At 56.8% G+C, this 23659-nt stretch carries 33 protein-coding genes; 20 read left to right on the top strand and 13 right to left on the bottom strand.

The window, feature by feature from the left end; genetic code table 11:
• Window positions 1-91 precede the first annotated feature (91 nt).
• A complete protein-coding gene (gene nrdF / locus VSX42_RS04135; protein ID WP_237186196.1) occupies window positions 92-1066 on the top strand; it encodes a class 1b ribonucleoside-diphosphate reductase subunit beta in 975 nt (324 codons plus the stop codon).
• A 92-nt stretch (window positions 1067-1158) separates the two neighbouring features.
• Here the strand turns inward: nrdF and VSX42_RS04130 are convergent, their stop codons facing one another.
• Entirely contained in the window at window positions 1159-1638 is a 480-nt protein-coding gene (locus VSX42_RS04130) for a hypothetical protein (protein ID WP_326503099.1), read from the bottom strand.
• A 195-nt stretch (window positions 1639-1833) separates the two neighbouring features.
• Between VSX42_RS04130 and VSX42_RS04125 the strand changes: the two genes are divergently transcribed.
• Genes VSX42_RS04125 through VSX42_RS04115 form a run of 3 tightly spaced genes read left to right on the top strand, consistent with a single transcriptional unit; the run spans window position 1834 to window position 4336 of the window.
• A complete protein-coding gene (locus tag VSX42_RS04125; protein ID WP_326503098.1) occupies window positions 1834-2664 on the top strand; it encodes a GNAT family N-acetyltransferase in 831 nt (276 codons plus the stop codon).
• Window positions 2664-3380 (top strand): lipoate--protein ligase family protein, encoded by a 717-nt coding sequence (locus tag VSX42_RS04120; RefSeq protein WP_326503097.1) that lies wholly within the window; start codon window positions 2664-2666, stop codon window positions 3378-3380. Before VSX42_RS04125 ends, VSX42_RS04120 begins: the two co-directional genes overlap by 1 nt.
• 20 nt (window positions 3381-3400) lie before the next feature.
• Window positions 3401-4336 (top strand): SOS response-associated peptidase, encoded by a 936-nt coding sequence (locus tag VSX42_RS04115; RefSeq protein WP_326503096.1) that lies wholly within the window; start codon window positions 3401-3403, stop codon window positions 4334-4336.
• Window positions 4337-4437: 101 nt separating this feature from the next.
• Here VSX42_RS04115 and VSX42_RS04110 read toward each other — a convergent pair whose 3' ends face one another.
• A complete protein-coding gene (locus VSX42_RS04110; protein WP_326503095.1) occupies window positions 4438-4944 on the bottom strand; it encodes a GNAT family N-acetyltransferase in 507 nt (168 codons plus the stop codon).
• A gap of 184 nt (window positions 4945-5128) precedes the next feature.
• Between VSX42_RS04110 and VSX42_RS04105 the strand changes: the two genes are divergently transcribed.
• The gene (locus VSX42_RS04105) at window positions 5129-5980 is read left to right on the top strand and encodes a fumarylacetoacetate hydrolase family protein (protein WP_326503094.1); all 852 of its coding nucleotides are present in this window, start codon (window positions 5129-5131) and stop codon (window positions 5978-5980) included.
• Window positions 5981-6056: 76 nt separating this feature from the next.
• Here the strand turns inward: VSX42_RS04105 and VSX42_RS04100 are convergent, their stop codons facing one another.
• The gene (locus tag VSX42_RS04100) at window positions 6057-6380 is read right to left on the bottom strand and encodes a hypothetical protein (RefSeq protein WP_326503093.1); all 324 of its coding nucleotides are present in this window, start codon (window positions 6378-6380) and stop codon (window positions 6057-6059) included.
• A 5-nt stretch (window positions 6381-6385) separates the two neighbouring features.
• On the bottom strand, window positions 6386-6685 hold the full coding sequence (locus VSX42_RS04095) for a metalloregulator ArsR/SmtB family transcription factor (RefSeq protein WP_326503092.1): 300 nt from the start codon (window positions 6683-6685) through the stop codon (window positions 6386-6388).
• Window positions 6686-6784: 99 nt separating this feature from the next.
• On the opposite strand from VSX42_RS04095, the gene VSX42_RS04090 reads away from it, so the two are divergent.
• The 5 genes from VSX42_RS04090 (at window position 6785) to VSX42_RS04070 (ending at window position 11407) form a co-directional block, all read left to right on the top strand.
• Window positions 6785-7681, top strand: coding sequence for a site-specific DNA-methyltransferase (locus VSX42_RS04090; RefSeq protein ID WP_326503091.1), 897 nt, complete (start codon window positions 6785-6787; stop codon window positions 7679-7681).
• Window positions 7682-7694: 13 nt separating this feature from the next.
• Entirely contained in the window at window positions 7695-8156 is a 462-nt protein-coding gene (locus VSX42_RS04085) for a DUF1648 domain-containing protein (protein WP_326503090.1), read from the top strand.
• Window positions 8134-8316, top strand: a complete 183-nt coding sequence (locus VSX42_RS04080; protein WP_326503089.1) for a hypothetical protein — start codon at window positions 8134-8136, stop codon at window positions 8314-8316. Before VSX42_RS04085 ends, VSX42_RS04080 begins: the two co-directional genes overlap by 23 nt.
• Before the next feature lie 82 nt (window positions 8317-8398).
• Entirely contained in the window at window positions 8399-10414 is a 2016-nt protein-coding gene (gene thrS / locus VSX42_RS04075) for a threonine--tRNA ligase (protein ID WP_326503249.1), read from the top strand.
• A gap of 198 nt (window positions 10415-10612) precedes the next feature.
• Window positions 10613-11407: a hypothetical protein gene (locus tag VSX42_RS04070; protein ID WP_326503088.1), complete on the top strand. Its 795-nt coding sequence runs from the start codon at window positions 10613-10615 to the stop codon at window positions 11405-11407.
• Window positions 11408-11450: 43 nt separating this feature from the next.
• On the opposite strand, the gene VSX42_RS04065 is transcribed toward VSX42_RS04070, so the two are convergent.
• The 4 genes from VSX42_RS04065 to VSX42_RS04060 all read right to left on the bottom strand — a co-directional run bounded on the left by VSX42_RS04065 (window position 11451) and on the right by VSX42_RS04060 (window position 12751).
• On the bottom strand, window positions 11451-11684 hold the full coding sequence (locus VSX42_RS04065; protein WP_326503087.1) for a hypothetical protein: 234 nt from the start codon (window positions 11682-11684) through the stop codon (window positions 11451-11453).
• Window positions 11685-11713: 29 nt separating this feature from the next.
• Entirely contained in the window at window positions 11714-12064 is a 351-nt protein-coding gene (locus tag VSX42_RS10915; RefSeq protein ID WP_418950763.1) for a transposase family protein, read from the bottom strand.
• 154 nt (window positions 12065-12218) lie between these two features.
• A complete protein-coding gene (locus VSX42_RS10910; RefSeq protein ID WP_418950762.1) occupies window positions 12219-12437 on the bottom strand; it encodes a GNAT family N-acetyltransferase in 219 nt (72 codons plus the stop codon).
• Window positions 12434-12751: a hypothetical protein gene (locus VSX42_RS04060; protein WP_326503086.1), complete on the bottom strand. Its 318-nt coding sequence runs from the start codon at window positions 12749-12751 to the stop codon at window positions 12434-12436. Before VSX42_RS04060 ends, VSX42_RS10910 begins: the two co-directional genes overlap by 4 nt.
• 111 nt (window positions 12752-12862) lie before the next feature.
• Here VSX42_RS04060 and VSX42_RS04055 point away from each other — a divergent pair, with 111 nt between their 5' ends.
• The 3 genes from VSX42_RS04055 (at window position 12863) to VSX42_RS04045 (ending at window position 14259) form a co-directional block, all read left to right on the top strand.
• Window positions 12863-13183 (top strand): type II toxin-antitoxin system HicB family antitoxin, encoded by a 321-nt coding sequence (locus VSX42_RS04055; protein WP_326503085.1) that lies wholly within the window; start codon window positions 12863-12865, stop codon window positions 13181-13183.
• 214 nt (window positions 13184-13397) lie between these two features.
• Entirely contained in the window at window positions 13398-13892 is a 495-nt protein-coding gene (locus tag VSX42_RS04050; protein ID WP_326503084.1) for a hypothetical protein, read from the top strand.
• A gap of 148 nt (window positions 13893-14040) precedes the next feature.
• Entirely contained in the window at window positions 14041-14259 is a 219-nt protein-coding gene (locus VSX42_RS04045) for a hypothetical protein (RefSeq protein ID WP_326503083.1), read from the top strand.
• Window positions 14260-14544: 285 nt separating this feature from the next.
• Here VSX42_RS04045 and VSX42_RS04040 read toward each other — a convergent pair whose 3' ends face one another.
• On the bottom strand, window positions 14545-14991 hold the full coding sequence (locus VSX42_RS04040; RefSeq protein ID WP_326503082.1) for a hypothetical protein: 447 nt from the start codon (window positions 14989-14991) through the stop codon (window positions 14545-14547).
• Window positions 14992-15131: 140 nt separating this feature from the next.
• Between VSX42_RS04040 and VSX42_RS04035 the strand changes: the two genes are divergently transcribed.
• From VSX42_RS04035 to VSX42_RS04025, 3 genes are all read left to right on the top strand, one after another.
• The gene (locus VSX42_RS04035; RefSeq protein WP_326503081.1) at window positions 15132-15695 is read left to right on the top strand and encodes a hypothetical protein; all 564 of its coding nucleotides are present in this window, start codon (window positions 15132-15134) and stop codon (window positions 15693-15695) included.
• A 234-nt stretch (window positions 15696-15929) separates the two neighbouring features.
• Window positions 15930-16199 carry a type II toxin-antitoxin system prevent-host-death family antitoxin gene (locus tag VSX42_RS04030; protein ID WP_326503080.1) on the top strand — a complete coding sequence of 90 codons (270 nt, stop codon included), beginning with the start codon at window positions 15930-15932 and terminating at the stop codon, window positions 16197-16199.
• On the top strand, window positions 16199-16615 hold the full coding sequence (locus tag VSX42_RS04025; RefSeq protein ID WP_326503079.1) for a type II toxin-antitoxin system VapC family toxin: 417 nt from the start codon (window positions 16199-16201) through the stop codon (window positions 16613-16615). The genes VSX42_RS04030 and VSX42_RS04025 overlap by 1 nt, the downstream gene beginning before the upstream one ends.
• A gap of 32 nt (window positions 16616-16647) precedes the next feature.
• Here the strand turns inward: VSX42_RS04025 and VSX42_RS04020 are convergent, their stop codons facing one another.
• From VSX42_RS04020 to VSX42_RS04010, 3 genes are read right to left on the bottom strand one after another with little or no spacing between them, the layout of a single operon-like run.
• Window positions 16648-17145, bottom strand: coding sequence for a GNAT family N-acetyltransferase (locus VSX42_RS04020; protein ID WP_326503078.1), 498 nt, complete (start codon window positions 17143-17145; stop codon window positions 16648-16650).
• Window positions 17142-17636, bottom strand: coding sequence for an FBP domain-containing protein (locus VSX42_RS04015; protein WP_326503077.1), 495 nt, complete (start codon window positions 17634-17636; stop codon window positions 17142-17144). The genes VSX42_RS04020 and VSX42_RS04015 overlap by 4 nt, the downstream gene beginning before the upstream one ends.
• Before the next feature lie 27 nt (window positions 17637-17663).
• Window positions 17664-18704 (bottom strand): NAD(P)H-dependent flavin oxidoreductase, encoded by a 1041-nt coding sequence (locus VSX42_RS04010; RefSeq protein ID WP_326503076.1) that lies wholly within the window; start codon window positions 18702-18704, stop codon window positions 17664-17666.
• Between the two features lie 126 nt (window positions 18705-18830).
• Here VSX42_RS04010 and VSX42_RS04005 point away from each other — a divergent pair, with 126 nt between their 5' ends.
• Both VSX42_RS04005 and VSX42_RS04000 read left to right on the top strand, forming a co-directional pair.
• Window positions 18831-19916, top strand: coding sequence for an NADH:flavin oxidoreductase/NADH oxidase (locus tag VSX42_RS04005; RefSeq protein ID WP_326503075.1), 1086 nt, complete (start codon window positions 18831-18833; stop codon window positions 19914-19916).
• A 38-nt stretch (window positions 19917-19954) separates the two neighbouring features.
• The gene (locus VSX42_RS04000; protein ID WP_326503074.1) at window positions 19955-20512 is read left to right on the top strand and encodes an HIT domain-containing protein; all 558 of its coding nucleotides are present in this window, start codon (window positions 19955-19957) and stop codon (window positions 20510-20512) included.
• 19 nt (window positions 20513-20531) lie between these two features.
• Here VSX42_RS04000 and VSX42_RS03995 read toward each other — a convergent pair whose 3' ends face one another.
• Window positions 20532-21509, bottom strand: coding sequence for a hypothetical protein (locus VSX42_RS03995; RefSeq protein WP_326503073.1), 978 nt, complete (start codon window positions 21507-21509; stop codon window positions 20532-20534).
• Between the two features lie 44 nt (window positions 21510-21553).
• Between VSX42_RS03995 and VSX42_RS03990 the strand changes: the two genes are divergently transcribed.
• Entirely contained in the window at window positions 21554-22861 is a 1308-nt protein-coding gene (locus VSX42_RS03990; protein WP_326503248.1) for a MurT ligase domain-containing protein, read from the top strand.
• A complete protein-coding gene (locus tag VSX42_RS03985) occupies window positions 22861-23640 on the top strand; it encodes a glutamine amidotransferase (RefSeq protein WP_326503072.1) in 780 nt (259 codons plus the stop codon). Before VSX42_RS03990 ends, VSX42_RS03985 begins: the two co-directional genes overlap by 1 nt.
• The last annotated feature ends 19 nt before the right edge of the window (window positions 23641-23659 follow it).

Below are 23659 nucleotides of genomic sequence, written 5' to 3'. Positions count from 1 at the left end.
CCGCTGGTGCGAAAACCGCCCAACGGTGAAAGAATAGAACCAAGCCTATTTCAGGCACTCCACCACCCCGACATGAGGAGAACCCATCACCATGAGTGAGAAGGTCGAACTGGTCAACCACGTTGAAGCCATCAACTGGAACCGCATCGAAGACGAAAAAGACCTTGAGGTCTGGGACCGTCTGACCGCTAACTTCTGGCTGCCCGAAAAGGTGCCGCTCTCAAACGATGTGCAGTCCTGGAAGACCCTGACCGAAGAAGAAAAGCAGCTGACCATGCGCGTCTTCACCGGCCTGACCCTGCTCGACACCATCCAGGGTACCGTCGGCGCTGTCTCCCTGCTGCCCGACGCCGTCACCGCCCACGAAGAGGCTGTGTACACCAACATCGCCTTCATGGAGTCGGTACACGCTAAGTCTTACTCATCGATCTTCTCCACCCTCTGCTCCACCAAGGAGATTGACGAGGTCTTCCGCTGGTCGACCGAAAACGAGCACCTGCAGAAGAAGGCCCGAATCGTCATGGACTATTACCAGGGCGATGACCCCCTCAAGAAAAAGGTCGCCTCAACCCTGCTTGAGAGCTTCCTCTTCTACTCAGGTTTCTACCTGCCCATGTACTGGTCTTCGCGCGCCAAGCTCACCAACACCGCAGACCTGATCCGCCTGATCATTCGCGATGAGGCTGTACACGGCTACTACATTGGCTACAAGTACCAGCGCGGTCTCGAAAAGGAGACTGCGGAACGCCAGGCAGAGCTCAAGGACTACACCTTCGACCTGCTCTATGAACTGTACGAGAACGAAGTAGCTTACACCCACTCCCTCTACGACGGCGTGGGCCTGAGCGAGGACGTTAAGAAGTTCCTGCACTACAACGCTAACAAGGCGCTCATGAACCTGGGCTACGAGGCAATGTTCCCCGCCTCGGTCACTAACGTGTCGCCCGCGATTCTTTCGGCCCTCTCACCCAACGCCGACGAGAACCACGACTTCTTCTCCGGCTCCGGCTCCTCCTACGTGATTGGCAAGGCCGTAAACACGGAAGATGAGGATTGGGATTTCTAAATGCCCTAGTCAGATCTAGAAAATGACCCCTTGCTGAACCCCATTCTGGGTGAACGGCGAGGGGCCATTTTCATAAAAGAAGTAGTAGCGGTTTAGCCCCACCACCTTCTCCACACCGTTTTCTCGGGGTAGGTGCGGCGGACGTCCGCCAGGGCCTTTATGCGGGCGCGGCTGGGGCCGTCCCACAGAATCCACTTCACAAATTCAAGGTCGAGCTTCTCGGAGCAGCCCTCGGTCATATCCGGCCGGTTGGTCCCGCGGTAGGTGAGCCAGCGGCGTCCTACCCTCCCCAGACGCGCCAGTCGGGGCGCTAACAGAATATAGATACGGTCAGCTTCGGCCAGTCGCCGTTCAAAATGCACATCGGAATAGCCGCCCTCAATCACCCAAGACCCATTCTCATCCAGAAACTCGCCCACCAGAGCACGTTCGTCCGCTAGGTTCCGCTCGACCCACCCCGGCAACCAGTGAACGGTATCAAGGTGCAACAGCGGCACCCCGTACCCGGCGGCTAACCGTCGCGCCCAGGTGGACTTACCGGCGCCGCTCAAACCCAGAACAAGAATCTTCATACAACCAGCATAGACAACACCACCCCGCATTTATTCTGAAAAAGCCGCAACTAGTTGCGGGTAAAACAGAATAAATGCGGGACACAACCCGCGCACCCCACCAGCCTGTCCCGAAAGGCAAAGCGGCCGCCGGCGCACGCACCCCCGCTAAAGCGAGTACCCTAGATACAGACCTCACCGAGCAGAAAGAGAGCCATGCCCGCGCCTATCACCAGCTACCAGCAGGCCGAGAAGATTCTGGCTGCGCAGCTGTCCATCGACCTGTGCCTGCCCGAGCAGGCCATTGATATAGCGCAGCAGCACGGCTCAACCCACCTTTCGGCGCGGCGAATTCCCCTCGACGAGATGCACCCGGCCCGCCGCCGCTACCGCGACCACTGGGAGTTACGCCTGATTAACTACCGGGGGCTTACCGTCATTTGTGCCCAGCACCCGCGCGTGCGCGAGGCCGCCGACAACCTGCTGGCTGGCGACAACGGGAACTGGGTGGGGGACTACTCTGAGCTGCGCAAACTCAACGACTACCTCACCCCCTACGCCCTACAGATGAGCGGCACCTCCCTCTTCTTCACCCCCGGCAGGGATTTCTTTACTGATAGTGTGGACGCCCGCCCCGGCTTGCCCGCCGAGGGCTACACGGTGCGGTGGCTGGAACCTTCAGAGCTAGAGGAGTATCGCGGCAACCCCGACTTTGAGAACGCACTCGGTTTCAAAGAGCTGCGCCCCGACGTGCAGGTGCTCGGTGCCTACGCAGAGGCGGAGCTAGTAGCCCTAGCCGGTGCTAGTGAAGACTCCGACTGGTGCCGTCAGATTGGTATTGATGTGCTGCCGGCGCACCGGGGTAGGGGGCTGGCGTCTTGCCTTGTCAGGGAACTGTCGCAGGCTATTCTTACCGAGGGCTTTGTGCCCTTCTACGGTACTAGCCCCTCGCACATCATTAGCCAGCAGGTTGCGCTGAATGCGGGCCTGCGCCCGGCCTGGTGGGAGTTCGTCTCTACCAGCTTGAACGAAATTTCGGTGGACTAATGCTGCACCTTGACCGTGTTGACCCCGCAGCCAGCGGAACTATGGCAGAGATGGTTGATTCAGCCATGGCGACCGTCCGCGCCGTTGGTAGGGGAGAGGCCCCCAGTACCCTGCGTCTTTATCGGCCCAAACCAACGGTAGCTTTTGGGCGCAGGGACGAGCTTAACCCCCGCTTCGCTCAGGCGCGTGCGGCTGCGGTGGGCCACGGGTTTGAACCCCTGGTGCGCACCGTGGGTGGGCACGCTGCCGCCTATCACTCGGGCTGCTTGGTGGTGGATCATTTTCAGAAAGCATCGGACGCGGTCAGCGGCAACCACGAGCGCTACGGCATCTTCGGGGCCATGTTTGCAGAGGCTCTCACCAGTCTGGGCATTCCTGCCGGGGTGGGGGCGTTGCCCGGCGAGTATTGCCCCGGCGAGTATTCGGTCTGGGGCCAGCTGCCCGGCGGTCAGAGGATCAAGCTCATAGGCACCGCCCAGCGGGTTGTTGCCGGAGCCTGGTGGTTCTCATCGGGCATCGTGGTGACAGGGGCCGATAGTCTGCGCGAGGTAACAACGGACGTTTACCAGGCCCTCGGCCTACCCCTCGACCCTGCAACAGTGGGCGCGGCAGCCGACATCGAATCCCTCATCACCGTCGACGACCTTGAAGACGCCGTCATCGAAGCCTACGAAAGCGAGGGGTTCTGGTGTGCGGACGCTACGCCCTTGAACTAGCCCAAGAATACCCCCAGTATATGGCTGGGGTTGAACTCACCGACCCCATCACCAACTACAACGTGGCGCCCACCAGCACGGTCCCTATCCTGGTTGACCGGCTCGTGGCACCTACTGAGCAGGTTTCCGGGGCGGACGCACTCGCGCGCGCGGGTGCGTCCGCCCCCTCTGATGGTGGGCGGGGGAACTCCCCGGCCTTCACCCGAGAACTGCACTCGGCCCGCTGGGGGCTGCTACCGGTCTGGGCGAAGGACCCCGCCTTCTCATCGCGGGCCTTCAACGCCCGCAGTGAAACTATCTTTGAAAAGCCCACCTTCCGCGAAGCCGCTGTTTCGGGGCACTGTGCTGTGCCCGTGAGCGGCTACTACGAATGGAAAACCGAAACCACCGCCGCGGGTAAACAGGTCAAAACCCCCTACTTCGTACACCGTACCGACGGTCGCCCCATCTACTTCGCCGGCTTGTACGAGTGGTGGAAGATTCCAGCAGAATCCGCCGGGCCCGAGGGGCCTTTTGCGGACAAGCAGGGGGAGTGGCTGCTCTCCTGCTCGATTGTGACCATGGATTCGCCCGGCAACGGCGAATTCGACCCCGGAATCATGGCTGACCTGGGCGGCGACCCCGGCTACACAAACGAGATTGAACGGGAACTGGGCCAACTGCACAACCGCCTGCCCATACCCCTTCACGTAGCCGACGACTCTGATATCAACGAATCGGATAGCCTCACCACCTGGCTGCGGTCAGGCCGGCCAGCCGGTTCCCCTAAGTCCAGCACCGAGCAGAAACGGGCCTACCGCACCCGGGCGCAGGCGTCCTTGCAACTCATCCGCGAGCAGGCCTTCGCCGAAACCGCAGGCTGGGCGCTACGCGAGGTAAGTAGGGATGTTGGCAATGTGCGCAACAACGCCCCCTACCTGTTGGAGCCGGTCGAAGATTTGCTCAGTGGGTTGTGAGGTTTTGCTGACTCACGCTCGCTGTCCAATTAAAACAGCCGAGCCCCACCTCCGCTGCTGGTGAGGGGTGGGGCTCAACTATTACCTAGCGTACCGCTTGTCTAGAGAATATCGTCGTCTTCGGGGAACCAGCGGTTGAAATCCAGGGTCAGGTAGAGGGCTAGCGCGGCGGCGTTGTTCTCGCTGATGCGTACCGAAACCTGCTCGTAGCCGTCCTCGAACATCTGGTCGATGCTGCGGCGAATCAGCTGTTCTGCCAGGCCTTCGCGGCGGCGGGAGGCTGCGGTGAAGAGCTCGTAGATGGTGGGGATGTCCTTGGGGTCGGTGACCACGCGGTGTTTGAGACAGAGGGATGCAGCAATAATGCGGTCGTGCTCATCAACTACCACGGGGGATGCCTCGGCGTAGAACTCGCCGTGCTCACCCTTGAGAATGCGCTCCATCTCGGCGGTGGCATCGGCCTGGGATGCGAAGCGTTCGTCGTCGTAGGAGGCGAAGTAGAGCCGTGCCAGCGCTTCGGCGTCGTCGAGCTGGGCGGGGCGGGTGCTGACAGTCACGGGCTTACGCGCCTTTGAGGTGTGCGAAATCAGAGTAATCAAGCCGCTCATGGTTGGCCTCCTTGTGGGTCGGGTATTGATTTACACTGTGATGTATAGAATACTCTGTTGGCTGATGATTGCCTACGGTTTTTACCGATTATTCACCTTGTCAACGGAATATTGCGTCATAGAAAGTCTAGTTGATCGCCCCTGCGGGGCGAAACTAGGTGCTGTAACAGAAAGGACGGCCGGGGTGAAGTTTGGTCAGGTGAGGCGGGCTGATGGGGTCTGTGCGGTGGTTGAGGCGGGTGGACGCTGGTATGAGCTTGATCGGCCCCTGCAGGAGGCCCTGGATGCCGGTGCTTTTTGGGGAAGTGAAGCTGATCTGAGTGGCCTGGGCAGGGTTCTTGAGTCTGCTCCGCAGAGCTTTGTGGCCCCTTTGAGTCGGGTTCAGCGGGTGCTGTGTGTGGGTTTGAATTTTGCGGATCACGCTGTAGAAGTCGGAGCTGAACTGCCCACCTATCCCACTATTTTCACTAAGTTTGGCAATGCCTTGATTGGGCCGGGCGAGCCCATTGAGTTGCCTGCTGAGAGTAGCAAGATTGACTGGGAAGTCGAGCTGTGTGCGGTGGTAGGACGCCGTGGCCGCCACCTTGCCCAAGAGCAGGTGGATGATTACCTGCTGGGGTATACCGTGCTGAATGATGTGTCGGTGCGGGACTGGCAGGGGCGGACTTCTGAGTGGTTCCAGGGTAAGAACTGGGACCGTATGACTCCTTTTGGGCCGGTGATTGTTAGCCCTGATGAACTTGATATAGCGGCTGGCCTTGCCATGACCTGTAGCGTTGATGGGCAGGTACGGCAGCAGGGGACTACTGCCAATATGGTCTTTAGCCCGGCCCAGGTGGTTAGCTATATTTCTACTTTTATGACCTTGGAGCCGGGGGATTTGGTTGCCCTGGGCACTCCTGCCGGGGTGGGTCTTTCCCTTCGCCCCCGGCAGTGGCTGGCTGATGGGCAGGTGATGGTGACCGCTATTGAGGGTATTGGTAGTCTGACCAATGTCTGCCGACTGGCTGCTTCTCTTGAGCGGGCTGACCTGTGAGGACGGGGTGAAAAAGGTTCCCTAGGTTCACAGGGAGTGTGAGTCTAGGGAACCTCTTGCTGGCTGACCTATTTATTTAGGCGGCGTGCTGGCAGGTGGCGCAGCTGCAGTTGGTGCAGGCGCAGTTGGCGCAGGAGTCGGAACAATCAGCGCAGGCGCAGACGTCGTGGTTGCAGGTTGCGCAGGTGCAGTCGGCGCAGGTGCAGGTTGCGCAGATGTCTGAGCAGTCCTGGCACTGGCAGGTGTTGCATTCGTCGTAGTGGCCGTTGTGTTCGCGGTGGGCGTGGCCGTCGTGTAGGTAGTCTACATGGTCCAGGTGGATGATGGCCTGGTGGCCGCAGTCGGGGCCGTGGGTGTGGGAGTGGGCTTCTGATTCGCGGTGTAGGGTTGCGGTGGTCATGGTTTTTACTCCTTGGTGTGTTGGTAGACGTCCTTGACGATGTGGCTGATGTGGTCATCTGCTAGGGCGTAGTAGGTTTTTCGTCCTTCTTGCCTGCTGGTGATGACGCTGGCCTCTCGTAGGATTTTGAGGTGGTGGGAGGCTAGGGGTTGTGAGACTCCCATGCAGGTGTGAATCTCGCTGACGGTGTGGGGTTCGTCCATGATGTGGCGGACGATGGCCAGCCGTAGCGGGTGGGCTAGGGCTGAGAAGAGGGCTACTGAGGGCTCTAGGTCTTCTGCCCAGGGGATCTCACCGTTATTCATAAGAAGAATCTTATATAAGTTTTTATTTATGAGTCAAGTGCTTGGGGTATTCTGTACCTTGTGTCAAAACGTTCTTTGTGGTCAGCAGATAGCACGAGCATGGTGATTCACGGCGATAACCTCGCCGTGCTCAAGAACCTGCCCGCAGAGAGTTTTCAACTCATCTACATCGACCCGCCCTTTAACACCGGTAAGGTGCAGAAGCGACAAAGCCTCAAGACCGTGCGCACAGAAGGCGGTAGTCGAGTTGGCTATAAGGGCCAAACCTACGAGACCATCAAGGGCGATATCTACGGCTACTCCGACTCCTTTGAGAACTACTGGGAGTTCCTCGAGCCCCGCCTCATGCAGGCCTGGCGGCTGCTCAAGCCCAGCGGCACCCTCTACCTACATCTAGACTACCGCGAGGTCCACTATGCCAAGGTTGTGCTTGATGCCCTCTTTGGCCGCCAGTCCTTCTTGAACGAGATTATCTGGGCCTATGACTATGGGGCTAAGTCTAAGAAGAAGTGGCCAGCTAAGCACGATAACATTCTGGTCTATGTGAAAGACCCCGAGAACTATTACTTCAATTCTGAGGCGGTTGACCGCGAGCCCTACATGGCGCCCGGGTTAGTTACCCCCGAGAAAGCTGAGATTGGTAAGTTGCCGACGGACGTCTGGTGGCACACCATTGTCTCGCCCAGCGGCAAGGAGAAAACCGGCTACGCCACCCAGAAACCCCTGGGTATTTTGCGCCGTATTGTGCAGGCCTCCAGTGAGCCGGGGGACTGGGTGCTGGACTTCTTCGGCGGCTCTGGGACTACCGGCCACGCCTGCGCCCAGCTTGACCGCAACTTCCTTTTGATTGACCAGAACCCCGAGGCCATTAAGGTCATGCGCAGGCGCCTGCGGGCCCTGGAGGGGCTGGAGGTGACCTTCAAGAAGTCCCGGGCCAAGGCTTCCTTGGCCGGGGCCCAGGCTGCATCAAAGACGACAGCTGGCAGGAAAAAGTAGAAGCAGGTAGCTCATGACAGCCCCTTACCCACCCATCAAACCTAACCCTATCTGGTTTATTTTTGCCCTGGGGCTGGTGGTGGCTGAGCTGGTGTATCTGGCCCTTCTTTACCCTTCTTTGCCCCAGCAGCTTCCGGTGCGCTTTGACCTTTTGGGCCAGGCCACCGGCTGGGCTGAAAAGAGGGCCTGGCTGGTCTTTGGACCTACCCTTCTTTTGCCTGCCCTGCTGGCCCTGGTGTGGTTTTCTGGGGTGGCTATGGGGCGTATGGCAAGTAAGGACGCCCTCACCCAGGTTCACGACGCCTTTTCGGCTCATGCGGGCAAGCAGAAGCCGCGCCAGCTGGCAGCGGCCCAGGCCCTGGGGGCTAGATGCCCCGGTCTACTCTGCCCGCCGCCTCTATGCCCAGACCCAGGCAGTGGTGCCCTTCTTTGGTGGGCTGGCCCTGGCCCTGATGGCAACTATCAAGCTTATTAACCTGACTATGACCGGGGTGCTGGGGGAGGCGTCCGTCCTTTTCTCAGCCCTGCCCCTGGCGGGCTTCTGCCTCTTTCTGACCGCCCGCTCCTACCTGGCGGGCAGAAAATGTGATGCGCGCGCCCTGGCCAGGGACACGAATAAGCACACGGAGCGGTAAAATGGGCTTTGTTCTGCACCCTTGTACCGTGCAGATGTAACGCTAGCTCACCCGGAGTAGGGGTGGGCACACCTAAGGAGACATTTTGTCCGCTCTTTCAATTACCGTTTCTGGTGCCGCACAGCAGGTTGAGGCCGGCGCTACCGCCGCTGATTTGTTCGCTGAGAATCCCCAGATTGTTGTTGCCCGTATCAACGGCTCCCTGGTTGATCTATCCACCGAACTTGCTGAGGGCGATACTGTAGAGCCTGTTTCTGTGCACGAGCAGGAAGGCCTGGAGGTGCTGCGCCACTCGGTTGCGCACGTGATGGCTCAGGCTGTGCAGAACTACCGCAAGGACGCCAAGCTCGGCATTGGCCCCTACATCACCGACGGTTTCTACTTTGACTTTGATGTTGAAGAGCCCTTCACCCCCGAAGATCTGAAGAAGATTGAGAAGGACATGGTGAAGATTATTAAGAGTGGGCAGACCTTCCGCCGCCGCGTGGTCACCCAGGCTGAAGCTGAAGCTGAGATGGCTAACGAGCCCTACAAGCTGGAACTGCTCACCCTCTCACAGGGCCCAGGTTCTGGTGCGGACGCCGCTGAGGGTGCGGCCGTTGAGGTGGGCGCTGGCGAAATCACCATCTACGATAACGTGAACAAGAAGGGCGAGACCGTCTGGAAGGATCTCTGCCGCGGCCCCCACGTACCCAACACCAAGATTCTGGCTAACGGCTATGCGCTGATGCGTTCCGGTGGCGCCTACTGGCGCGGGTCTGAGAAGAACCCCATGTTGCAGCGTATCTACGGCACCGCCTGGCCCTCTAAGGAAGAGCTGGTTGCTTACAAGGAGCGCATTGCTGAGGCTGAGCGCCGCGACCACCGCCGCCTGGGTGAAGAACTTGATCTGTTCTCCTTCCCCAAGACCATTGGCCCCGGCCTGCCCGTGATTCACCCCAAGGGCGGCGTCATTCTGCGCGCCATGGAAGACTACGTGCGTGCCCGCCACATTGAAGAGGGCTTCGAGTACGTTAAGACCCCCCATATCTCTAAGGAAGATCTCTTCTACACCTCCGGCCACCTGCCCTACTATGCGGACGGTATGTTCCCGGCTATGGAGGACGAGGGCCAGGCCTACCGCCTCAAGGCCATGAACTGCCCCATGCACAACGAGATTTTCCGCTCCCGCGGCCGTTCCTACCGCGAGCTGCCCCTGCGTCTGTTCGAGTTCGGTTCGGTCTATCGTGATGAAAAGTCGGGTGTGCTCTCCGGCTTGACCCGCGTGCGCATGATTACCCAGGACGACTCCCACTCTTACGTGACCAAGGAACAGGCACCTGCTGAGGTTGCCCACCTGCTCAAGTTCATGCTCTCTTTGCTTGAAGACTTCGGCATGACGGACTTCTATCTGGAGCTTTCAACCCGCGACACTGAGGGCGATAAGAAGGATAAGTTCATCGGTACGGACGAGCAGTGGGAGGAGGCAACTGCGGTTCTACAGCAGGTTGCTGCTGAGACCGGTTTGGAACTGGTGGCTGACCCGGGTGGCGCTGCCTTCTACGGTCCCAAGATTTCTGTTCAGGCTAAGGACGCGATTGGCCGCACCTGGCAGATGTCTACCGTGCAGTATGACTTCAACCAGCCTGCCCGTTTCGGGCTGGAGTACCAGGCGTCTGACGGCACCCGCCAGGAGCCGGTCATGATTCACTCAGCCAAGTTTGGTTCCTTTGAGCGTTTCATGGGTGTGCTGATTGAGCACTATGCGGGTGCTTTCCCGGCGTGGCTGGCGCCGGTGCAGGTGATTGGTGTGCCTGTTGCTGAGGCCTTCAATGACTACATGGCGGAGGTTGCGGAGAAGCTGAAGGCGCGCGGTGTGCGCGTTGAGGTGGATTACGGCACGGACCGCTTCCCCAAGAAGATCCGCACTGCTTCTAAGGAGAAGGTGCCCTTCATCCTGATTGCCGGTGGCGAGGACGCCGAGAACGGCGCGGTGAGCTTCCGCTTCCGCGACGGCTCCCAGGAAAACGGCGTGCCCGTTGATGAGGCTGTGGAGCGGATCGTAAAGCATATTGAAGAGCGGGTGAATGAGGACCCGAAGGGTGTTGCTGCCGAGTAGGGGAGTGGCACTCTAACCTGGCGCTGACCAGCAACAAGCACGTAATAGTAAGCTAGACCACAGTGGGGCCCTTATCTTGGATCCGGCCCCCACTGTGGTCTTAGTTTGCAAATTTAATATTTTTTGGTGAAGCGCGGAAATATTTCTCTCTAGGAAATACCACCAGGAAGAGCACGAGGGGATTGAAAGGCAATTGAATTGAGGGTTACTAAATTTGAAAATGATAGCCTGCTTGTCGGGCCAGCGGATATTGATTTAATACTAGATATTAATTCAGATAGGCTGCATTCAATTGAAATAGATTCTACTTTTCATGAGGTTAATATGTGTAATGAAAATTTAACTCCAGAAGATTTTCATCGAAAGTCTGAAAAATCAGGATTATCTGATTTGAGCGGTGGATCAAATAAGTCTATCTACAATGCATTGTCTTTTTGGGCATCCTTTATTTCAATTATAGTTGCAATTTTTGGGATCGGTGTTCCATTGCATTCAAATAATATTTTGCTTGAGAGGTCACAGGCAGATAAGATATTCCACTATATAGTTAAAAGCAACGAATCTTGTGGCTCAGGCGATACGGCAAATACATCTGACCCTGAAGCTGCAAATAGATGGAAAATCTGCATCAGGAATCCATCGGAGGCTCCGATTTATGAGGTTAAGACAATGGGGAAAATGATCGATAATTATACATTCCTTTATAGTCAACAGGAAAAAAATTTAGGGTATGGCATTGGTGGTACGGTTACTGTGTGGCAGATTATGCCAGGTGAGAGCAAGGGTGTTTGGGAGCTTGATCAAGATTTATCAATAGACGGGAAGTCTGTTTCCGGTGAAACACATCGAATTGATGTTGAATATCAGTTTAAAGATAACAAGGGAATCATCTGGAATGGAAAATATTCTTTTAAAAATCTAGACGATAAAAATAATGGTGCGGAATTTGTCAGAGACACTCCTCTCGAGAAAGGGGGTTCTCCAAATTTTTAAATTAGTTAATTATTTCATGGTGCGAGTTTCTTTATAAGGAAGGTTATTCAAAATCCCTCCCGACCGCATAAAACACCAACCCACGCATCACCGAAAATATCCACTCAACGGTCGCCTGAAACTCCGTATTCAACACCTGGCAAGTTTTGGTCTGAGTAATAATCCGACCATCCACCGACTGTAGCCTGTTAATCACCCGGTTATTCTTCTTATTCACCTCCACGGCCATACGCTGGCCAGGTTTAGGTTTCGTTGGAGTGATCAGCTCCAGACCCACATAACCCTTTTCCGCCAAAGTTGAAGAATTCAGGAACCGCTCAAGCCCCTGTGCATGGAAGGTATGAGAGTATCATCTTTAACTCCAGGGGGAGGGTCAGCGATAGCCAGGAGTCTACCGTCAGGGGTGCAGATGACCTGGTAATTGAAACCAGCTTTCTTGTGTTTACCCGAGAAGTATGTTTTGCCTGATGAACGCCAATTCCAAGTAGGTATCAGTGTTCCATCAATAACCAGTGAGCCGGGTACTGTGGGGGCTTTTTCAATGAGATTGATGGTTCTGGAAATAGTAGGTTGTGAAACCCCGAAAATATTTGCTAGTAGTTCCTCAGTGAGGTTGTGGCGGTGGTAGAGCAGGGTGGCTTTGAGGGCTTGGTGCAAGGTGAGTGCGCTTGGTCTGCCTTGTGGTTTGTTCCAGGTGTGGTTTTGGGTGAGGGCAGCTAGTAGTGTGGCGAATTGCTGGTGGGGCCGTTGTTTCTTGGTGGGGTGTGCTTCTACTTTGAATAACCCTCACTGTTCTATGCAAAGACAGAAGCTATCTGACGGTCTTCCTCATTCTTAGTTCCCTCAGCTGCGCACCTTGTAGCTTCTCAACTTTCGTCTCACCCGTTAATCTGAAACCAGCCTTCTCATAGAAACGAATTGCTCTATCGTTACCCTCAAACACCCACAAAAATACTTCACCAAAACCAAACTCAGAAAGCCGCGCCACGGCGTCCTGCATTAAAAATCTACCCAACCCACTGCCAATCACGGTGGGGGGACATACAGTGCATATACCTCACTAATAGAGCCGTCTGTTCTATCAGGGCCAAAAGAACAGACACCCAGAATCTCATCGGACTTATCTGCCGAAAGTGCAACGCGGGTGTCTTGTAAATCTGAAGCAGCATTGGACTCAAGCACCCGGCGCAAAGAATCGGCCCGTTCCTGCACCGAAAGATTCATCAGAAAATCAGCCGGCATCAGACCTTCATAAGCAAACTGCCAGCTCTCTACCATAAGCTCTGCAAGAGCCTCAATGTCACCTATAACCGTCGAACGAGCAACATAGCCAGAATCATTCATTGATAAATCTCTCTATCAGTAACATTAAGAACCCTGCCTCAATCTTTCCATAAAGCTCACATCTCCCTCAGCCTACGCTCCAAGCAATTCACAAACTTAAAGGACAGACCAATGATTGAACACTACACCTACCGTGTCACCTGGTCGCCAGAAGACCACGAATACGTCGCGACCGTCCTCGAAATGCCCTCCCTATCCTGGCTCGAACCCAACGAACTAGACGCCCTCAGTGGCATCAAAAAACTCGTCGCCCAAGTAGCCCAAGACATGGAAGCTAATGGCGAGGAAATACCCCAGGCATTCGCAGATCGCACCTACTCCGGCAAGCTCAGCTTGCGAATCCCGCCAGAACTTCACCGGCGCATAGCCATAGAGGCCCAAGAACAAGGCATAAGCATCAACCGCCTACTCAGTGTTAAGATCGCGGCATAATCTGGGAGCGGTCATCGTGAAACAAGGTAAGGGTATCCTTGCACATGTGTGAGTGCCCTTTTGTCTTTGGCAGCATCTGCTAGCTACTTGAGATCGAATCTTGGCTATGTAACCGGTGGGTGAAACTATCGAGTAAGCTCAGCTGTCGACCTTGATGTAAGTAAGTCTACTTGGTAAAATTTTGGGTGCAAGTAGCTCTCAATGAGGAGGAACCATGAAGGATATTTACGCCAAGAAAAGTCCAGCCAAGGTTAGCCTGAATGTGGTGCTCTGCCTAGTCTTTGCGCTTCTTTCTGCTTCATCTGCCATGGAGCGCTCGGGGTTCTTTGGGGTGCTACTTTGGGTAGGCGCTCTATTCTTTGCCACCGCTGCGATTGGACTAGCAATCTACCTAGCCACCGGTCGTAAGGCCCTTGCCATCACAGCAGAAGGAATCCTGAACAGAACGACTATCTCAGCAAGGTCATCAGCTCTCATCCCCTGGGAAGCTGTTGGTGGAGTCTCCAACGAGCTAGGCGGAATCAAGATTCACCCCAGCTCCCATGCAGACGCAGAACGTTACATAACCCCGCGGAACCAGGCCATTATGACCCAGAACCTCACGCTACCTTCTGGAATGAACAAGCGGGACCTCATTCAAGCTATCGAGGACTATCGGGATTCCGCGCATAGTGAAGGCAAAGTTGCTGCCATAGATACCAGCCGATAGGTCTGCAATAAAACCTCTAAACCGAAATGTCCAAAAACGTCCATATGCCAAGCCCGGAAGAAACCCTCCGCATCCCAAAAGCCGAGGCAAGAGCGTCCTTATCGCCCTGGGTCTAGCAGCTGCCGGCACCTGGTTCATTCTCTACCCCGTGGACTGGAGAGTAGGCCAAAGCTACGGCTATGGCACCCTGCTCATCCTGGGTGGTCTGGGCACCGCCATCAACATCTACCGGCACCGCTACGCCCTCATCCTCACCCCAGAAGGATTCTACGACCACAGCAGCATCGCCTCCCATGGAAACCACCTCATCCCCTGGAAAGTCATCGGTGACATCCGCGCAGATAAGCAAGCCCAAAAATCTACGTAGACATCGCAAATACCCACACCTACAACTGGACGCTCACCGGCTGGCGCGCCCTCACCAAAGTCACCCACGACGGCGCTGAAAACTCCGCCATCGGCATCTCAACCACACCCATGAAACTCCCACTCGGTATGACCCGTGAAGGACTGGCAGAAATAATGAGGAACTACCGCAATGGAGCGAAGAACCTTCCCTGGTAGTCGTTCGAGGTAAAAACTTGCACTTTTGGGTCTTAAAATCGCCTTTTAAGACCCAAAAGTGCAAGTTCTTTACTTTACCCTCGTAAATTTAGCCGTTGTTCGGCGGTGTAGCGGGCGCCCCGTTTGGCGCTTGACCGGGTGCGCTGCTGGGGCCTGCTGGGGGTTCGCCCATGCCGCCGCTCATACCTCCGCCCATAGAGCCGCTGGTTGGCTCAGTGGTCACATCGATAGGAACATCAAGCACCTCACTCTGGTAACCGGTGTCCAAGGAACCGCTCAGGGTAATGAGCTGCTGGTCGTAGCCGTCCGAGAAAATATTGTCAGTCTCTAGGGTCAGCTGAGCCATGTTCTGTGCCGAACCCGCATAATCATCCAGCACATACACCACATCACATACAGCCTGCGGAATCGCAATCTGCGAGGTCAAAATAGCATTCGTCGAATCAGTAGTATCATCAATCGACGAGAACACCTCAAAGTACAGGTGCGGCCAGCGGCCAGTGTAGTAGCCGGGAACAATGGTCTTGAATGTCACCTTACCCTCGGCGTCCGTCACCTGAACACCGTGCAGCCAGGTCTCCTCGGTGTAGCCGTCAGATCACCCTGATTGTTGCAACCATTGAATTGTGTAGAAACTGCGTGAGCGCTATGCCTGGCTTTCAGTACAATAGCACTGTGGACACCCCAGAAAACTCAACGATGAGAATCCCCAAGAAGCTCGGCATGAGCTTCCTGATTGGCGTGGGCTGGATAGCGGTGGGCGTGTGGTTTATCCATAACCCACCGGACTGGAGGTACCACCGCGTCCTGGCATCTGGAGTGGGGTGCATTGTCGCCGGCATTTTCACCTTTATATACTACTTCCGGCGCAGATACGCCCTGATTCTCACGCCCGAGGGTTTCTACAACCATTCAACGGTTCTCGACCACGGCAACCACCTGATTCTGTGGAGCGTTATCGGAGACATCACCGCCGATAGGCAGGGCAAGGAAATTAGGGCTGTTATCGCCGATACCCACACCTATAACTGGACCTTAACCGGTATCCGCGCTCTGACCCGAGTGACCCACGAAGGAGCAGCAAACTCAACCATCACTATCTCAGCGATGGCCATGAAGCTACCCGAGGGTATGAGCATAGAAGACCTGGCAGAAGTCATGAGAGGCTACCGCGATAGAGCTTTGAACCAACCCACAATAGAAGGGCCTGAAAACCAAGAGGCTGATACTGAGCGCTAAGTTTGGGAAAACTACCATTCTGGCCGCATCCGTTCGGCCTCGACGACCTGCCCATTGCGAATTTTTTGCTCAGCGACATAAGGACGTCGGCTGTCAGCCCCTTGCCTGCCAGCTGGCAACGAGCCTTGGCTGGTAATCCTTTCTAATCTCTCCACTACGTAGTAGGAAACCCCTTGACTTCGTTCAGCACCAAGACAAAAATGTAGGTAAGTACCTACATGAAAGGCGGGTGTTATGACTGTTAGTGCAACCCCAGCTGTTCTTACCTCGAGGCAACTGAATCAAGATGTCAGCGCGGCAAAACGCGCAGCTTCAGTAGGCCCTGTCATTATCACCGATAGGGGTACTCCCTCATTTGTGCTGATGACCTATGAGGATTACAGAAAGCTTGGAAAACAAGACCAGCCAGATGGGGCTCAATTTCTGCAAAAGATGTCCATGCAAGAAGATATCGATTACGAATTCGAGCGCCTCAACTTCGAGCCTCGCCCTGTTGAGTTCTGATGTATGTACTAGACACCAACCTTGTCAGTGAGATTCGCAAGGTACCAGCCAAGAAAAACCCTGCAGTGCAGCGATGGCTTGAGAAACAGTACTCCGACCAGCTTTTTGTCACGAGTATCACAGTTTATGAGTTAGAGGTGGGCGTTCAAAGGCTGGCGCGTAAGGACTCTGCTCAAGCCGCCCTTATTAGTGACTGGTTGCATGGAACCTTACTTCCGGGGTTTGAGGGGAGGGTTCTTGACCTTGATCTCGAATCGTCCCTCATTGCCGCTACTTATCAAGTGCCCGACCTCAGGCCATCGGCAGACTGTTTCATCGCGGCAATTACCCAGCGCCATCACATGAAACTCGTCACTAGGAACACCAAAGACTTCCTAGCTATGAATATTCCCCTTATTAACCCGTGGGGTGATTAGTCTGCTTGGTTTTACGTTTTACTAGATCAAAGTTAGCTAACTGGCCGAGTAAAAACCTCCACCGTTGAAACCACATCACCCTGAGAAAAGTCCTTAACCGCACCACTGGGGGTGTAGCCTAGGGCCCGCCAGAAAGGTCCGGCGACCTCGGCGTTAGTTGCCACAATTCCCAAACGTAAGGTACTGATATGTGGGTGCTGCCGAACCGCACCCAAGTAGGCGTCGTGCAAGGCACGGCCCACCCCGCGTCCTCGCGCCTGACGATCAACCAGGGCCAGAGCCACATGCGCAAACTGCTTATCAGGGAACCCCAACACAGCAATCAAAACCCCAACCAGGCGTCCGTCCTCAAAGGCCCCCAACAGCACAGGGGAGTGGGATAAACCGGCTGGGAAAACCGTTAGGTTTTCCAGCGCAGAGCCGGGCTCGGCGGGACAGCCTGAAATTCGTAGGAAGTAATCGGGGTTTTGGTCATAGAGTGCCTGGACCACATCAGCCTGGGTGGGTGCGAGCGACTCAATCTGAATCATGCGGCCCCCTCCATCAGCCGCTCAATAAACCTGACCGCATTATCGCGGGTGCGAGCTATGCGTTCTTCGAGGGATAGGGTCTCGTCCATCTGGCGAATACCCACCGGCTTTTTCTTGCCCCGCACATAGTCGGTGCAGGCCAGGTTGGAGCATAGGTAGGTGCCGATGGTGTTGCCGCGTCGCCCCGACTCACCCGGCCGGGCCGCCGTATACAGCGAAATCCCAGACCCCGGGTGCAGAGTCAGGCAGAACTGGCACATCTGAGCGGCCTTACTCTGCGCCTTAGACTTTTGCAGCAACACGCCCTGCACCTGCCCCTCGTGTTCCACGACCAGGCAACCCTTGAGCGGGCTTTTCGGGTCGAGCCAGGAGAGAAAAATCAGGTCGTCCCAGTTCTGCTCCATAAGGCTGGGCAGGTTGAGGTGTTTAGCCTCGCCCTTAGAGCAGTTAATAAAAGATGAGCGGACGGCGGATTCGGTCAGTTCTTGCATACCTGCAAGTTTACCCCGTCGTGATAACTACAGCGCCGGTGCAAGGCCGTGTAGAATCTCTGCGGCGGGCCCTCCTCGCAGTCCCGCATAGGGCTCACCTGCCCAGGCATGAATCCACTCAGTATTACCGCCTAGCGCAGCCGTCCGCCTCAGAGGGGCGGTGACCTCGTGCACACCCGGGTAAAGGGCGGGAGCTGTATCGTGATAGCGCTCAACCCAGCTATTCTGGATGGTACGGGCATAGCGACCAGTAAAAGCCCTTGTCATGACAGTTTCCCGGATTGGTGCCTGGAGTAGATTTCGGTGGGCCTCTGATGTCCCAGCTTCATCTGCCAGTAAGAGCGGGGTGCCCACCTGAACAGCTACAGCACCAGAGGTAAGCAGGTCGCGCACCTGCTCAGCAGTACGGACGCCGCCCGCCGCCACCAGGGGCACGGTGCAGATGCGGCGCGCCTCCGTGAGTAACCGCGGTAGCGGTAACATATTTAGCTCGTCAGCTACGGCAAAGGTGGACTGGTGCCCGCCTGCGGCAGGGCCCTGCACACAGAGGAAATCAGCGCCAGCCTGTTCGGCGGCCAGGGCATCTTCTGGGCGGGTGACGGTTACGCCTACCAATGAGCCGTGCTCTTGCAGCCGCTGAATCAGCTCAGTGCTGGGGCAGCCGAAGGTAAAAGTCACCACAGCAATACGCTGGGCGATAACAACGTCTACGAGCTCGGCGAAACCCCGGGCCTCGCTCTCAGTTGTAGCCTGTGGCTTACCCGGCTCACTTTTCAGGTCGTCCGCCACCGGCTGCAGCGCGGAAGTAAACCGCGCTAGCTGCCCACCGGCGTCCGCGGGTATTTGTACATCGGTGATAGGCATAAAGAGGTTGACCCCGAAGGCGCGGCTGGTCAGCGCTCGGGTCTGCTGGATCTGACGGGTAAGAGCTTCAGCAGAGAGGTAGCCGCCGGCTAAGAAACCAAGTCCACCGGCTTCTGAGGTGGCCGCTGCGAGCTCAGGTGTGGACGGCCCACCCGCCATGGGCGCGGCAACCAGGGGCATGTCGAGGTCGGAGAAAGAAAACATGGGCCTCCTCACATCAGCGCTTGCTGCCTGTAAGTCTACCCTTCATTGCTCCGGCACCTCGGGAATATCTCGGCCCCGCACCCGGTTGAAGTAGGTGCACAACCCCATATGAAAGGCAGATTTAACATGGCATCGCCCCTCTTTGAGCCCCTGACCCTACGTTCTATGACTACCCGTAACCGCATCTGGATTCCGCCCATGTGCCAGTACTCGGTTGAGCAGCAGGACGGCAAACCCACCGCCTACCACATTTCCCACTACGGCGCTCTTGCTAGGGGCGGCGCAGGTGCCGTCATCGTCGAAATGACCGGTGTTGAACCCGCCGCCCGCATCAGCCCCTACTGCCTGGGCCTTTGGAGCGATGAACACACCGAGGCTTTCAAGCCGGTCGTTGAAGCAATTCACGCCGGGGGAGCCAAGGCAGGTATCCAGATTGCTCACGCAGGACGAAAGGCCTCGACCCCCGGCGAGCTGGTGCCGCACGATGGCGGTTCCCTGGGGGAGGACGAGGGCGGCTGGGTCACGCTGGCTCCGTCTGCTCTTGCCTACCCTGGCTTGAAAGAACCTGAGGAACTGACCGAAGAGAAAATTGACGATCTGGTTCAGGCTTTCGCCGCGGCTGCCGCCCGCGCGGTTGCTGCGGGCTTTGACTTCATTGAGATTCATGGGGCTCACGGCTACCTGATTACCCAGTTCCTCTCGCCTCTCTCTAACCAGCGAGATGATTCCTACGGTGGTTCCTTAGAAAACCGGGCCCGCTTCGCGCGCAGGATTGCCCGTGCCATGCGGGATGTCATGCCTGCCGAGATGCCCCTGATGGTGCGCCTGTCGGCTACCGAGTTCCTTGACGGCGGTATTACTGTCGAGGAAACCTCACAGGTGGTGCGCTGGCTCGCCGAGGACGGCGTGGACTTCGCCGATATTTCCACCAGCGGTAACTACCCTGCAAAGATTAATGTTTATGCGGGTTACCAGGTTCCTATGGCTGCTCAGGTCAAGCGCGAGAGTGGTCTGCCGGTTGGGGCTGTTGGCATGATCAACTCACCGCGTCTGGCTGAGTTTATCGTGGGGTCGGGTCAGTCTGATGTGGTTTTGGTGGGCCGGGAGGCTCTGCGTAACCCCGCCTTCGCCCTGCACTGGGCTGACGAACTCAAGGTCGATATCGACTATGTGCCTGCACAGTACCACCGGGCCTGGCGCACCCGCCGCTAGGCGGCGTCCTACCTGCCCCTCGGGATAAACTGAGGGGTATGGTAGAAATTCCCCAGTACACCACCGACGATTTTGAGCTGCCGGGGGTTCCGGACGCCTTCCAGCGGCTCTGGACGCCCCACCGCCGCGCCTACGTAAAAGGCGGGCAAAGGGACTACACCGAAAACACCTGCCCCTTCTGCGATGCTCCCACCCACGATGATGCCGAGTCGCTCATTGTGCACCGCGGCGAGCACGCCTACGTCATTCTCAACCTCTACCCCTACAACCCCGGGCACCTGCTGGTCTGCCCCTACCGGCATATCCCTAACTATGATGACGCTACTGTAGAGGAGACCGCTGAGATTGCTGCCCTCACCCAGAAAGCCATGGGAATTCTGCGGGAGGTTAGCCGAGCAGATGGCTTCAACATCGGCATGAATCAGGGCAAGGTTGGCGGGGCAGGAGTTGCTGCCCACCTGCACCAGCACATCGTGCCCCGTTGGAGCGGCGACACCAACTTCCTGCCCATCGTCGCCGGGACCAAGACGGTCACGCAGACCCTGGATGAGATCCGGGACCTGCTCAGTACTGCCTGGGGTAGTCAAGGGCAGTAGGTAAGCCAACCGCTCGCCCCTAGAACAGCGATTCTTGCACGGACGCCGGGGGAGTGAGCTCCCCGTGCTGGCGGCAGGCCCTGTTGGAGAGTTCAGCGGTGTTGATGAGGAAGGTCTGGTCGGGGTTGCCGAAGTGGGCGGTGAGGAACTTGCCGGTTCCACCGGTGATGTAGAAGCCGTGAGTGCCTTCGGTGAGGGTGGGGTAGGCGGTGAGCGGTTCGGGGTTTTCTGCCCGTAAGGACGCGTAGGCCCGGCTCATTGCGACGGACGGCACCCAGCGGTCTGCGGTGATGTCAAAACCGTCGATGGTGTCGTGGGCGTCTTCGAGCGCCCAGGTGGCGTTTTCTACGGCCATGTAGTGTTCAGATTTGAGGCGTTCGGTGCTGGCGGGGTCGACCCATGCCTTGTATTTGGTGGAGGCTCGTTTGAACTGGGTGAGGTTGGCTTCTTGCGAGACCAGGTCTTCGAGCTGGCGCACGATGATGCCGGTGTCTGCTCGGGCAACGAAAGTAGCTGCGGCGACGGCTTGGTCGTCGAGACGGCGGGGGTTGGAGTGCAGGGAAGCGGTGCCAACCTTGGAAGTGCCGTCGGGGAAGGTCGCGATGTAGAGGTAGTGTTCGAGATTAACGTAGGTCAGGGCTGCCTCGTTCATTCGAGAACCCAGGTGGATACGGTGAATAGGCGCGAATTCGTCGCGGGCGAAACAGGAGTCGCACTGCTTGCCCTTGGTGATGATGGTGTTGGTGGGGCAGGGTTCTAGATGAAAGCCAACGCTATCGAGGTTGGCTCGTGAGTAACCGCTGCAGTAAGTGCCGGCGCCACGGACGTCCGCAGGGAGGGCAGTAAGGCCGAGGAAGCTGCCTGGGGTGATGGCAATAGTTTCAATCTCACCGCTAGGTTGACCATCAAGAAGAGGCTCAACTTTAAGGTAGGGGGCCCTATCGCGCCAGGTGATGTCACGCCAGATAAATTCGGGGAAGGGTACAAGTTGGTTCATGGAAGTGGTCATTACAGGTTCGAAGCATACACAAACCCGGTAAGATAGTCACCATGTCACGACCTGTTGTTCGCCTTGTTGGCCAAGGCATTCGTTATGCGACCAAGTTGCGCGGGGGCGGCTCTGCCTTTCCTGGCTTGGTCATGGAGAAACTGCACCCTAATTTTGTGGCGGAGGAGCTGGCTAAGCTGCCGCGCGGTGTTGTCGTTGTTTCGGGTACGAACGGTAAGACGACCACCACCAAGATGGTGGTGCAGCTGCTGGAATCCCAGGGCCTGAAGGTCTTTACCAACCGCACCGGATCGAACTTCGTGCGGGGCGTAGCTGCTGCTCTGCTGGGTGAGATGAACCTGGCAGGTAAGCTGGACGCTGACATCGCGGTACTTGAGCTGGACGAGGCTCACGCGGTGCACTTTGTACGCAAGGTCAAGCCCAACTACGCGCTGCTGCTCAACGTCCTGCGTGATCAGCTAGACCGCTTCGGTGAGATTGACACAACCCGCCGTATGCTGGCTACGGTTGCCGACGCGACGACGGGCACCGTGGTGCTCAACCGCGAGGACCCGCGTATTCGTTCTCTGGCTGAGAATATTCAGCCCGGCACTCGGGTGAGCTACTTCGGTCTGTCTGAGAAGCTCCGTGCCCTCTTCCCGTCTGATGACGATCTGCGCACCAGCCCCGAAGGTGCTGAGCGTGCGGACGCCGGTCTTCTGGCGCCGGAGCTGCCGGCGGCGTCCGTCCTGCTCAAGGACTTCAAGGGAACCGCCGCCACCTTCGATGTTGCCGGTAAGGAATTAGCGGGCACCATTAACCTCTACGGTGTCTACAACATCTTTAACGCCGCTGCGGCAATGGCCCTGACCCGTGAAGTCATGGGAGATTCCCTCAACGAGACTAAACTTCTGGCTGAACTTGAGCATATTGCCCCGGCTTTTGGCCGCGGTGAAACCCTCAACGTTAACGGCCAGACCCTGCAGTTACTTTTGGTGAAGAACCCCAGCGGGTTCCGCCTGTCGCTGGCGTCCGCCGACGCCAAGGACTACGCCACCATGATTACCATCAACGACGCCTACGCTGACGGCCGCGACGTTTCCTGGCTCTGGGACGTTGACTTCCACTCCCTGACCCAGGGCGGCGTCACCATGGTGTCGGGCGTGCGCGCCTACGACATGGCTCTACGCCTGCAGCACGACGATGTTTATGTTGAGAACATCAACGAGGACCTCGAAGAAGCCCTCGCTACCTTTATTGCCAAGTCAGAGGGGCGCCCCATGCGAATCTTCTGCACCTACACCGCTATGCTGGCCATCCGTAAGGAACTGGCAAAAATCACCGATGTGGAGGAAATCTAATGAGCGATTTTGAGAACGCACCGGTCGAAGCGGGCGAGCAGATTATCACCCAAACCGGCAACAACAAGAGCCTCAAAATTGTGCAGCTCTACCCCAAAGATATGAACATCTACGGGGACTGGGGCAACACTCTGTCGCTCTCCAGACGGGCCCAGGCCCATGGTTTCACCACCGAAATCGTTGACTATAACCCCGGTGATGAGTTCCCCCTCGACGGCGATATCTTCGTGGGCGGAGGTGGCCAGGATTCAGGCCAGTCCGTGATTCAGGACGACCTGCTCGCCAATGCTGAAACCCTGCGCATGCTGGCAGAAGACGGCACCCCCATACTGGTGATCTGCGGCCTCTACCAGCTCTTTGGTAAAGAGTTCAAAACCGTAGGTGGCGTCACCCTCAACGGTATTCGCGTCTTTGACGCTAAGACCATAGGCGGTGAAGAACGCCTCATTGGCAACATCGTTGAGGAATCAGAAGAGTTCGGCACCATCATCGGTTTCGAAAACCACTCGGGGCTCACCTATCTCTCCGGCGACACCAAGCCCCTGGCCACCGTCACCAAGGGCGAGGGCAACAACAAGGAAGATTCCAGCGAAGGCGCCCGCGTCCACAACGTCATTGGAACCTACCTGCACGGTTCCCTCCTGCCCAAGAACCCCGCTATCTCTGACTTCCTCATTAAGCAGGCAGCTATCAAGAAGTACGGCGAGTTCACCCCCGTAGTCATTGACGATAGCCTCGTGGACAAGGCGCGGGCTTCGGCTTCTGCCCGTCCACGCTAGAATAGTACGAGGTACATCG

Origin of the sequence: Rothia nasimurium (assembly GCF_035916755.1) — a bacterium.
Classification (GTDB): Bacteria; Actinomycetota; Actinomycetes; order Actinomycetales; family Micrococcaceae; genus Rothia.
This window is presented reverse-complemented; position numbering and strand designations above follow the sequence as displayed.